We start from the raw sequence: 10,736 nt of genomic DNA, 5'->3' as shown, positions 1-10,736 counted from the left end.
CGATGTAGTCAGACCGCTCGCAATCACGATCGGTACAATTGAAACGAGCTGCCTGATATCTTTGCTTGATGGTATGACATACAAACCGGCGTCATCGGCGCGGCAGCCGTTGGATGCGCCGCGGACGCGAGCTTGAAGGGCGAACATCATGCATTGCCGGGCGGAACTTTCCGGGACATGCCTAAGCGCGGCTCGCAAAACATCGATTTCACTACCCGTTTCGCAAACGAGATCGTATCCGCATCGGCTCCTAATTCGGCTTCATGATGATGGAGCGCTATGCAGCCGAAGTGTCCTCTGGCGTTTCGCCGGCAGTCACCGGCCGTCGGCAAGCCTAACAGTGGAACCTGAGACGGCGCCACTCATTCTATGTCGGAGAGCAGTCTTGCAGGGAGTGGAAGCCTATCCATGCGAATCGACGGGAGATGTCATTGCGGGTCAATATCGTACGAGGCAGACGTGGATCCGGAGATGGTTTCGATCTGCCATTGCACCGACTGCCAGCGCCTTACAGGCGCGGCATATCGAGTGACCATCAGCACGCGCAGAGCTGCGTTCACGATTACCGGCGGCGAACCGCGGCTTTATGTGAAGCTTGGCGAAAACGGGCGTAGAAGGCTGCAGTACTTCTGCCCGAATTGCGGATCTCCAGTTTACACGACCGGCGAAGGCGAGGATGCCGAAGAAGTCGGCATTCGGTTAGGAACGATCAATCAACGCTACGAATTTCAACCAAGGTGGCAAATTTGGTGTTCGTCCGAACTTCCTTGGGTTCAGGACCTGACCGCGCTCCCGAAGCGATCATTCGATTAGGAGGGCGCAAAGCTGAAACGCTGCGTTTCGAATTCTGATCATTGGCTATGAAGCCGAGCCCGCCCTTTACGATGGCAGGTGCCATGTCAGTCTCCCTCAAAAGCGGCTGAAAAATCCGGTTGACTAAGCACCTATAGAATTTCAGTTTCCTAGTTAACCAAATGTGAGGCCCAATGAAAGAGAATGAACCGCCGTCAACCTTGGAAACACATCTAGGTTACTGGCTGAGGATGGTGTCCAACGCGGTGTCACATAGCTTCGCACGAAAGGTCGAGCGCGAAGGAGTAACCGTTTCCGAATGGGTGTTCCTGCGTGCCCTCTACGATGCGGAACGTGTCCAGCCTTCGCATCTGGCCGAAGGGATGGGTATGACTAAGGGAGCAATTTCCAAGCTTTCCGACCGCCTTTTCGAAAAGTCTTTGATTGAACGCCACGCGAATCCAGATGACAGACGCGCCCATACGCTAGCCCTCAATGCCGCTGGCTGCGAACTCGTGCCTCGCCTCGCCGCGTTAGCGGATAGGAATGACGCGGAGTTCTTCGACGCGCTTACGCCAGACGAGCGTCAGAGGCTTGCAAAGCTTCTTCGCAAGATCGTCGAGAAACGCGAACTTGCAGGCGCCCCGGTCGACTGATTCAGAAAGTGGTCCACCCTTAACTCAGAAAGGGATGCGCCATGGACGCGCAACTAACGAGCGTTGCCAATGATTGCTTGAACGCCGCCTACGACAAGACGATGAACTTCCCCGAGATAGTGGGGACGCTGATCAGAGCCGGATTCGAAGGATACGTTGTTGACTATCGTCGTCACACGACGGCCTATTACTTTCCCGACGGAGACAGTATTGTCCTGGAAAACCGACCATCGGAGGGAAAAGTTGTCGCGCAATTCGACCAGGTAGGCGTCGCCGCCCAAGTAAAATGGGCGCAATGCCAAGGACTGCTGGAACAAGAGGGCGGGGGACTGCTGGTGCATTCGAAGACATCGCTGATCGAAAATGCTCTCGACGTCGGGTACGGGAATGCGTTCCAGTTTACGCGCACGTTCAAACGCACATTCAGCCAGACGCCGACGCAGCTTCGTCCCTCTGCTTTAGAAATCCAATAGATGCGCAAGGTGGGAACGATCAGTGAGCTTTGGCGATATCCTGTCAGCTCTACCTCAGGCGAAAAACTCGAACAATGCGAGGTGACGGCCAACGGTGTCGTCGGTGATCGACGGTTTGCGCTCGTCGACGCGGCGACCGGTGGGGTTGCTTATCCGGAGCGCGACAAGCGCTGGCAGAGGGCAATCTTCGTCAAATCCCGGATCGTGTCGGATGGAGATGTGGAAGTCCAGGTACCGGGCCACGACTGGTGGTCCGTGGATGCGCCGCGGCTGACTGAAGCGCTCACAGCGTTCTTCGAATTCGAGGTCTCTGTCAGGCCCTACGAGCGCGCAGGGTCAACGTCAGCCGACATCGTCTTTGCCAATAACAGGTACGAAGTGTCACCCCTGCATCTTCTGACTAGCGCTTCTGTCGACCATCTAAAGGCAATTCACCCTGATGGCGACCCAGACAGACGCAGATTTCGGCCCAACGTTTATCTGGAGACGGACGCCGATCTTTCCGGCTTTGCCGAACTGCAGTGGATCGATGCCCATGTTCGACTTGGAGATATTCCTGCCACGGTGATCGCGCCAACCAAACGGTGTGGGTTTACGATCATCGCGCAGGACGGGCTGGAGAACGATCCCGAAATCCTCCGGAATGTGATGAAGTTCGGTAACCGCAACATGGGTGTGTATTGTCGACCGGACGAGCCCGGTTTTATCAGTGTCGGCGAACCGGTTTTCGTCTAGTGTTAACCTTGTCACAGCTCTGAAAACTCGGCTCTGCCTCGACGCTGGGGGAAGCGAACATTAGCTTCCCGTCAGTCCACCGATATTGGACCTAAGTCCTGCGACAGTGGCATAGCGGAACTCGCAATCTCATGATCTCGTTATGGTGGACAGAGAGCGAGGTAATCATGAGCGAGAGCACTGGGCCGAACTACTTCTCCAGGTTTGCGACTGCCGTGGCCGAGTGGTCGGGACGGCCCGCGACCTTCGTTCTGGCCGTGGCGCTAGTTTTCGTATGGGCAATAACCGGCCCGTTCTTCGATTTTAGCGAAACATGGCAGCTTGTCATCAACACGAGCACGACCATCATCACCTTCCTGATGGTCTTCGTGCTGCAGAACTCCCAGAACCGGGACGGTAAGGCGCTTCAGGCCAAGCTCGACGAACTCATCCTGACATCGCAGGCACAGAACAAGTTCGTCGGTATCGAGAAGCTCGACGAGCAGCAACTCCGGGACATGAGTGAGAAGTTGGCGGAGAAGGCCGCACGCATCGAAGACGTCGCGGACGACAAGGCCGAGCGGCCCGAGCGCCGTCAGAGGCCGGTCTAACGGTCGTCCGCCAGGCGATCCAAGTCTTCCGCTTCGAGACGCTCGATCCCGATCATATGGTTGCCGGCGTCGCTCGACCGAATGAGCTCATCGATCTTCACCTGTAGCGCCGCCATGTCCCGGTTCTGGGAGTGCTGTATAATGAGCAGAATAAAGAGCGTCATCAGAGTGCTCGTCATGTTCGAAAGCACGAACCATTGCCGTGGCAGTCCGAGCGCGCATCCCGCGAGACACCAAGCCATCACCGCGACGACTGCAGCCGCAAGAACGAGCCGATGCCCCGTCAGCCATACGACGGCCTCCGAGATCGCGAGAAAGGTGCGTCCAGTCTTCATGGGCTAGGAATGGCTGACGAACGGGGCGGTTCCGTTGCGAGAACAATTCCTGGAGGTTGGCCGAATGCGGACCAACGCGCATATCTTTTTCAACGGTGAGGCCCTTTCGTTAAAGCCGTTCCCAACAACCAATCCCATAAAGTCCGGGCAGCCGCGCTTTGAATTTCTGCAACATGTTTTTGTCGGGGTTGGTCGACAACGGTCAACAGGAACGAAGTCGAGGCCGGATCGTTAACCTGCGATAGGCGAAGAGGAGACCAGGCGATGGGAATCGAGCAAGCCAAAACCGAAAAAGGTCGAGAGTCTGCGCGCGGATTGCGGAAGAATGCGGCCAAAGAAGAGAAAAAAGTTGAAGCGCAGAAAGGGTCAGACCTCGCAAAGGGTGCCGATCGCTTCGAAGAACGCTCTAAGAGCTCCGACGGGAAGAGTGCAGGCACCAAGCAGCGGCTGTAACTCGGGCACGACAAGACCACTTCGCGACAGGGCGGGGTAAGCGGTCGAGCCCGACTTTCGTCGCTCCGCCTGGGAAATCCGAGCGCTTTGCGCGTCATCATCAGGTTTTTGCCACGCGAGACGGCAGTGGTCAAACCGCAGCGAGCACGAATTGTACCCAACTGCTTGATCTCCGGAACTTCCTTGCATCGCAGGGATTACACCGATGTCAATTGGTTTGGACTGCGGCAAAGGAAGGAGCGCTCCATGAACAGGAATCTGACAGCCCTACTGGGTGTACTCGCTATGGCTGGGTACCAGAACAGGGACAAAATCCAGGAAATCCTTGGAAAGCTTGTCGATAACCGTCAAGCAGCAGGGGGTCAACCGAGCGAAAGCGGCGGAGTAGGCGGTACCGAAAGCGGATTAGGAGGGCTTTTGGGCGGCTTGATGAAACCGGGCGGTCTGGGAGATTTGTTCAGAGGTGGGTCGGTTGGATCAGTCTTGAGTGGTGGACTTGGCGGTTTGCTTGACCAATTTTCGCAGAACGGCCAAGGAGAAGTGGCCGGCTCCTGGGTCAAGCAGGGCCCCAACCAGCCCATAGACGATCGAGATCTGGTGCAGGCCTTAGGACCGGAGTTGTTAGCAGAGTTGCAACAGAAGACCGGGTTAGATCGCGACGAGATTGTTTCGCGTCTTTCCAAAACTCTCCCCGATGCCGTCGACAGCCTGACACCTGATGGAACACTTCCGACAAGTGTTTGACTACAGACTATTCGATGAACCAAGAGGTTTGAAACGAACAGGCTGACTGAATTGTCAAGTGCAGGCGCGAAACGGCCTCTTCGCGCCCGCAACTTAAGCTCACCTGTTTCGAGGGCTGGCGCCTCCTCCGTTGGCGCTTAGCGCTTGTAAACTTCCCATTCAAACTCACCGGCGTTCGGTGTTGCAAGCGAAGATGCACTCGTTGATTCATCGCTGGCCCCGCTCAGCGCTGCGCGGTAGAGATCGATGGCTGGTTTCTCATCTGATTGATATGGCTCCGGTCGTCGAAAACAGGGAGGGCTTATGCGACGCAGATTGAACCACTCCGCGATGGCGGCTGTCGGTTACCTCGAGCCGTGGAGCGTGCGCGCCGGAAGCTCGATGGCTTGTTATGTGTCTTGCGCCGATGCGACGGCAGGGGCCTTTGTGGTGACACTGGATCGGGACGAAAACGAGCAACAGGATTGGCCGATCGCCAGGCAAACCCCTTCTTTTGGGATAAGAGAGTATCACCTCGGGTCTTGGGTCGAGGTTCCACTTTCCCATATTGGTCAGGAATTCGATCTCGATGTCGAGATTCTCTTCACCTCGAACACTGACGTAAAGCCCGTTATTTCGTGGCCAGGCTTCATGCTCACGATCGGCGGCGATGGACGGTTGCGGGCCAACGACAAGGACATCGCGAGGATCGCCAATGAGAAATGGTACTGCCTATCTCTGTATTTTAATGCCGGCGAACTGACTTGCAGGCTTCATTCACATAACGGCGAAAGGGAGATCGAGGGCAGGATTTTCGGCCTGTCGAAACCCGACACCATCCACATTGGTGCCGAAGCCTCCCACAAACAACCGACGCTGAACGCGCGTATCGCCTGGATCAACCTTGAGGCTGCCTCAGGCACAGTGAAATGGCGCTTCCCCGCTCGAGGTCCTGTCGAGAAACTGAAGCCAGTGGATGGTGACGGACCAGAACTCCGCATCCTCAATGGACCGACTTTTGCGGTTGCGTCCCCTCGATTTACCGGGGAGGTCCACGACCCGCGGGTCAACTCCGGACATTTCGACGCAATCCATCTGCACGATGATGACTTTGCCGGGTTCGACTGGGCTGCGGATCTCGTCATATCGGTTCCGGCGGACGCACGACCGGGCGTCTACGCCGTCGCAATCGAAACGGAAAAAGGTGTGGAAAAGCTTCCGTTCTTTGTTCGCCCGCAGGTTACCATGGCAACCGTTGCCTTACTCCTGCCTACCGCCACCTATCTTGCCTATGCCGATGAACAGCTGCCGCCGGAAAGGTATCCCTGGCATGGCAATGATCGGGCTCATCTCTTCGCAATCGACAATAATTTCCTGAGCCTTTATGACGTCCACAGCGACATGAGCGGTGTCAGCCTGACAAGCAGCCGGCGACCGCGCGCCACGCTTCGAGACGACTATCACTATCCGCTTTCGAACTCGCCGCACCTTCTTTCGGTGGACTTGAAGCTTCTGAAGTTCCTCGCGCGTCACGGAATTGATGTCGACATCCTGACCGATCATGATCTTCATGACGGGGGACGTTCTGCCATCGCACCCTATCGCCTGCTCTTAACGGGCAGTCATCCTGAATACTGGTCCTCCTCCATGATGGATGGACTAAAGGACTACCTCACGTCTGGCGGGAGCCTCGCTTACCTCGGTGGAAATGGATTTTACTGGGTCGTCGCATTCCAGGGCGACAAAATGGAATTGCGGCGAGGAAAAAATGAGATCTGGTCAGGCAGGCCGGGGGAATTGCATCTGGCAATGACCGGCGAACCCGGAGGAAACTGGGAGGATCGGGGCCTCAACCATCCGCAAGCACTTGTCGGTGTCACCTACGTCATCATGGGCTTCGGCAAGTCACGACCCTATCGGCGGCTCACGGATAGCCACCACGGCGCATATGCGTGGCTCTTTGCGGGCGTTCTATCCGAGACCTTCGGAGCCGAAGGGAGTGTTCTTGGAGGTGCTGCCGGCTACGAGATCGATGCGGTCATCCGGTCGGAGGAGACACCGAAAAACCTCGTTCGCCTCGCTGTCGCAGATGGCTTTGACGACAGCTTTCAAGTCCGGCCCGATCTTTGGGTCGCCGACGGTGAACCCGAGCGAACTGCGCTCCGCCGGGCGGACATGACGATCTATCAACATGAAGGCGGGGGCCTAGTCTTTTCCACCGGCTCCGTTGCCTGGATCGGCGCGTTGCCCGGCCCGTCGGAAGACAATGACGTCGGACGTATCGTGCTGAATTTGCTCGGAAGGTTCGGCCGAGAATAGGTGAGGAGCCAGCTGCTACCCTAGCCATCCTCCGCCTGATTTAATGCTCCAGCTCACCCTGGGATCCTGCGCGGATCGCAGCGAGCACCTCCTTTTGAAGCGCGATGAATTCCACCGTCGAAATCATCTCCTGGTTTCGCGGACGGCTGAGTCCGACGCTGAAGGTCGCGCTGATGCGCCCGGGATTGATGCTCATCGCAAGGATGCGATCGGATAGATAGACGGCCTCTTCGACATCGTGTGTGACGAAGAGAACAGTCAGCCGGTGTTCTTCCCAGATCTGGGTCAGAAGTTCCTGCATCTGATGACGGGTAAGCGCGTCGAGCGCGCCAAATGGTTCATCCATCAACAGCATTTTCGGACGGTAGGAAAGCGCACGCGCAATCGCGACGCGCTGCTTCATTCCGCCCGAGAGTTGCGAGGGGAAGGCGTCTGCGAACTTGTCCAGCTTGACGAGTTCGATGTGATGGCGAGCGACATCCCGGCATTCGGCGGCGGTCATGCCGGCGGCCTTGAGTGCGAACTCGACGTTCTGCTGCGCCGTCAACCATGGCAGGAGCGTGTACGACTGAAACACGACCCCGCGATCAAGTCCCGGGCCGACGATCGGAGCTCCATCAGTCAGAAGCACACCATTGTCGAAGCCCTGGAGGCCCGCCACGATGGACAAAAGCGTGCTCTTGCCGCAGCCGGATGCGCCGACGAGTGAGACAAATTCGTTGTCAGCAAGTTCAAGCTCTATATCACTCAGCGCATGAACCTGGGATTTCCTGCCGCTGTACCACTTGTTGAGCCCCTCGATCTTGAGTTTGGGTTCGCTCATGTCAATGCCTCGAGGAATAGCGGAAGAAGACGCGCTCGAGCGCTTTCATGCTCTGATCGGTGATCAAGCCAAGCAAGCCAAGCAGCAGGATGTAACCGATGATCGTCTGCGTCTGAAAATATCGCTGCGAGACCACGATGCGATAGCCAAGCCCCGACGTGGCGGCGACGAGCTCTGCAAGGACCAGCCAGGTCCAAGCCCAGCCCAGGCTGATGCGTAGTGTATCCCAAATACCGGGAAGGGCGGATGGCAGGACGATGCGGCGCAGGATCTTGGTTTCCGACATGCCGAGCGTGCGGCCGAGCCCCACGAAGTCGGCTGGAACGCGTTTAACACTGTCCATGACCATCAGCACTTGCTGGAAGAATGTGCCGATCCAGATGATGACGAACTTCTGGATATCACTTGTTCCAGCCCAAAGAATGGTGAGGGGCACGAAGGCAACGACCGGCATGTAGCGAACGAAATCGACAAACGGCTCGATGGCCGCTTCCCATGTCTTGAAGCAACCGATCATGATCCCGATCGGAATTGCCATGGCTGACGCCAGAAGAAACCCGACCAGCATGCGATAGATGCTGATCCCGGCATCGGTCCAAAGTGTACCGTCGACAGCGAGCTCGACCATCTTGGTCCAGACGGCTGTGGGTGAGGGCAGGAAGATCGGCTTCACCCAGCCGGTCCCGGTCGTGATCCACCACACGGTAAAGAGCAGGACGAAAACGGAAAGTGCGATCAGAAAAAAGGCCCGTCCGCCGATCGGATCGCCGATCCTGAAGGCGCTTGGCGGTCTGCCGACGCCCGCACGCAATTGCGCGCGGGGCCGGTCCTTTGGTGTCGAGGGCATTTCGGAGCTAGACATTACGGTCCCGTTGGCAGAGGTCACTTGTTCGCGGCGTCAACGAACGAGGTGTCGATCATGCTGTCGGCGGAAACGTCCTGCTTCAGGAGGCCGGCCTGTTTTGCCGCCTTCAGAACGTCGGCGAAGGTCTTGCTCTTGAAGTCGCCGGCAAAGGCTTTGGCAGCTTCCGCTGACGTGTAGTACTGAACGCCGTCGAAGGCGGTTTTGAGATCCTCCGGCGAGGCACCAACGGCCTTTGCGATGATGGCGCGGTCCTCTTCCGTATTGGCCTTGTAATCGGCAAGCGCCGCATCCCAGGCCTTGATCATCGCCAGCACTTGTCCGGGCTTCTCCTTCAGCACTTCCTCACGAACGACGAGGACGTCAGAGACGAGGCCGGGGTCCTTACCAGCTTCGAACAGGAGCTGGATATTTTTGTCCTGGGCGAGTGCGGTTGAGATGTAAGGCTCGTAGGTCACAGCAACAGGAACCTGTCCTGCGATCAGTGCGGTTCCGGCGTCAGCTGCCGGCATCGGCACGCGTTCGATGTCGTTGATGGTCATGCCGTTGCTGGCAAGGGCGTAATTCAGGAGGATGTCGCTGGTCGTACCTTCTTCGAAGGCAATTTTCTTGCCCTTGAGATCAGCTACGCTCTTGACGTCCGCACCTGCGAGAATGGCATCGGCCTTCAGACTGAAGTCGAGAAGGGAGACGATCTTCACCGGGAGACCGGCGGCGACCATGCCCATGGCGGTGTGCGTCGCAATGTTGGCAGCATCAAGTTGTCCGCTCGCGAGTGCGGCATTGATGTCTTTGTCCTCGGTGAAGTTCACCAGCTCGACGTTCTCGAGATTGGCTTTCTTGAACAGATCCTTGCTTGCCGCGACATGCCACTGCCCGTAGCCAAGCCAGGGCTCAATCCCGATCTTGAAGGTGCCGGGCTCCGGCTTGGAAGGGATGTCCTGCGCGACGGCCGGGCTCAAGGCGAGCGCACCGACGATCCCGAGCGCAATTGCTGCGCGGGAGACGTGTTTACTGATGGATGCGTAGTTCATTTCAAACCCCTCTTTCTAACTATTTTTCGTCGTTGGTTAGCGTTGCATCTTTTCAAGTTTCACGCCCGAACATCAAGGCCGGAAAACGGGCGATATGCCGGTGCGTTATACTTGTCGTACATTTTAGCATCGCACCCTCGCCACTTGATGTGACCGAGATCTGCTGATTGATCTCCCCTGCACCTTGACTGCCCGACGCTTCATCTTGCTGGAGACAGGTATCTGCTCCCGAGCGCATAGCGGCTCCCGACATAGGTAAAGGTGTTGACGGTGGCGACAGTTGGCCCGGTCCAGGTCTTCCGATTGAGTACAAGGCAGCTGTCACGTTCACGGATATGCAGAAGCTTCGCGTCTCGCTCGGTCGCTGGGATGGCACTGATCAGGTGTTCTACCTCCGTCAGGGGGGTGCTGTGCTGCAGGTAGTCATAAGTCGCCGCGGATGTGAAATCCTGATCGAGATAGTGCTTCACAAGAGTTGGATTGACGTATCGTTCCTCGAGTTGAACCGGAACGCCATTTTCGCAATGCACGATCAGGGAATGATCGACGGGTCGAGGCTCTGTGTACTCGAATGCCCGCAACAGCATCTCATCTGGCCGTTCGATCCTTTCGAGGATGACCACCTCCGCACGATGGCGACTTCCTCGGGCCTTGATCTCGCTGACAATGTTGCTGATCTCAATCAGAGTGGATTGCGCTCTCGGAGGGGAAACGAAGGTCCCGACACCCTGAACGCGTCTGAGATAGCCTTTGTCGGTCAGCTCCCGCAAAGCGCGATGAACCGTCATCCTGGACACGCCGAGCGAGGATACAAGATCGTGCTCGGACGGAAGTTTCTCGTTTTGTGGCCAGTTTCCGTTCCCGATGTTATCGAGGACGAAGTCCTTGACCTTCTCGTAGAGAGGCAGCGCAGTGTTTGAAAGACCTGGCAACTTGAAACT

12 protein-coding genes and 1 pseudogene are annotated in these 10,736 nt (G+C 57.0%); 8 read left to right on the top strand and 5 right to left on the bottom strand.

The features are described from left to right. Nucleotides 1–408 precede the first annotated feature (408 nt). From RGCCGE502_RS17540 to RGCCGE502_RS17520, 5 genes and pseudogenes are all read left to right on the top strand, one after another. Nucleotides 409–813 (top strand): GFA family protein, encoded by a 405-nt coding sequence (locus RGCCGE502_RS17540; protein ID WP_040674925.1) that lies wholly within the window; start codon nucleotides 409–411, stop codon nucleotides 811–813. Nucleotides 814–986: 173 nt separating this feature from the next. Then, complete coding sequence (locus RGCCGE502_RS17535) at nucleotides 987–1,448, top strand: MarR family winged helix-turn-helix transcriptional regulator (RefSeq protein ID WP_016555524.1); 462 nt, start codon at nucleotides 987–989, stop codon at nucleotides 1,446–1,448. 329 nt (nucleotides 1,449–1,777) lie between these two features. Next, a pseudogene (locus RGCCGE502_RS38020) lies at nucleotides 1,778–1,921 on the top strand (helix-turn-helix domain-containing protein); the annotation flags it as partial. Beyond that, on the top strand, nucleotides 1,922–2,656 hold the full coding sequence (locus RGCCGE502_RS17525; protein WP_016555522.1) for an MOSC domain-containing protein: 735 nt from the start codon (nucleotides 1,922–1,924) through the stop codon (nucleotides 2,654–2,656). Nucleotides 2,657–2,823: 167 nt separating this feature from the next. Then, a complete protein-coding gene (locus RGCCGE502_RS17520; protein WP_016555521.1) occupies nucleotides 2,824–3,246 on the top strand; it encodes a low affinity iron permease family protein in 423 nt (140 codons plus the stop codon). On the opposite strand, the gene RGCCGE502_RS17515 is transcribed toward RGCCGE502_RS17520, so the two are convergent. Beyond that, nucleotides 3,243–3,581 (bottom strand): low affinity iron permease family protein, encoded by a 339-nt coding sequence (locus RGCCGE502_RS17515; RefSeq protein ID WP_016555520.1) that lies wholly within the window; start codon nucleotides 3,579–3,581, stop codon nucleotides 3,243–3,245. The genes RGCCGE502_RS17520 and RGCCGE502_RS17515 overlap by 4 nt on opposite strands. A gap of 264 nt (nucleotides 3,582–3,845) precedes the next feature. Here RGCCGE502_RS17515 and RGCCGE502_RS17510 point away from each other — a divergent pair, with 264 nt between their 5' ends. The 3 genes from RGCCGE502_RS17510 to RGCCGE502_RS17500 all read left to right on the top strand — a co-directional run bounded on the left by RGCCGE502_RS17510 (nucleotide 3,846) and on the right by RGCCGE502_RS17500 (nucleotide 7,076). Next, on the top strand, nucleotides 3,846–4,034 hold the full coding sequence (locus tag RGCCGE502_RS17510) for a hypothetical protein (RefSeq protein ID WP_016555519.1): 189 nt from the start codon (nucleotides 3,846–3,848) through the stop codon (nucleotides 4,032–4,034). A 246-nt stretch (nucleotides 4,035–4,280) separates the two neighbouring features. Beyond that, complete coding sequence (locus tag RGCCGE502_RS17505) at nucleotides 4,281–4,778, top strand: YidB family protein (RefSeq protein WP_016555518.1); 498 nt, start codon at nucleotides 4,281–4,283, stop codon at nucleotides 4,776–4,778. 303 nt (nucleotides 4,779–5,081) lie between these two features. Beyond that, on the top strand, nucleotides 5,082–7,076 hold the full coding sequence (locus RGCCGE502_RS17500) for a N,N-dimethylformamidase beta subunit family domain-containing protein (RefSeq protein WP_176705707.1): 1,995 nt from the start codon (nucleotides 5,082–5,084) through the stop codon (nucleotides 7,074–7,076). A gap of 40 nt (nucleotides 7,077–7,116) precedes the next feature. On the opposite strand, the gene RGCCGE502_RS17495 is transcribed toward RGCCGE502_RS17500, so the two are convergent. The 4 genes from RGCCGE502_RS17495 to hutC all read right to left on the bottom strand — a co-directional run bounded on the left by RGCCGE502_RS17495 (nucleotide 7,117) and on the right by hutC (nucleotide 10,727). Next, nucleotides 7,117–7,899: an ABC transporter ATP-binding protein gene (locus RGCCGE502_RS17495; RefSeq protein WP_016555516.1), complete on the bottom strand. Its 783-nt coding sequence runs from the start codon at nucleotides 7,897–7,899 to the stop codon at nucleotides 7,117–7,119. Between the two features lies 1 nt (nucleotide 7,900). Further along, nucleotides 7,901–8,761 (bottom strand): ABC transporter permease, encoded by an 861-nt coding sequence (locus RGCCGE502_RS17490; protein WP_040674922.1) that lies wholly within the window; start codon nucleotides 8,759–8,761, stop codon nucleotides 7,901–7,903. Nucleotides 8,762–8,781: 20 nt separating this feature from the next. Beyond that, entirely contained in the window at nucleotides 8,782–9,795 is a 1,014-nt protein-coding gene (locus RGCCGE502_RS17485; protein ID WP_016555514.1) for an ABC transporter substrate-binding protein, read from the bottom strand. Nucleotides 9,796–9,995: 200 nt separating this feature from the next. Continuing rightward, entirely contained in the window at nucleotides 9,996–10,727 is a 732-nt protein-coding gene (gene hutC, locus RGCCGE502_RS17480; protein WP_016555513.1) for a histidine utilization transcriptional repressor HutC, read from the bottom strand. Between the last annotated feature and the right edge of the window lie 9 nt (nucleotides 10,728–10,736).

The organism is Rhizobium grahamii CCGE 502, assembly GCF_000298315.2.
Classification (GTDB): Bacteria; Pseudomonadota; Alphaproteobacteria; order Rhizobiales; family Rhizobiaceae; genus Rhizobium; species Rhizobium grahamii.
The sequence above is the reverse complement of the archived record's forward strand: the minus strand, read 5'-3'. Positions and strand labels throughout refer to the sequence as shown.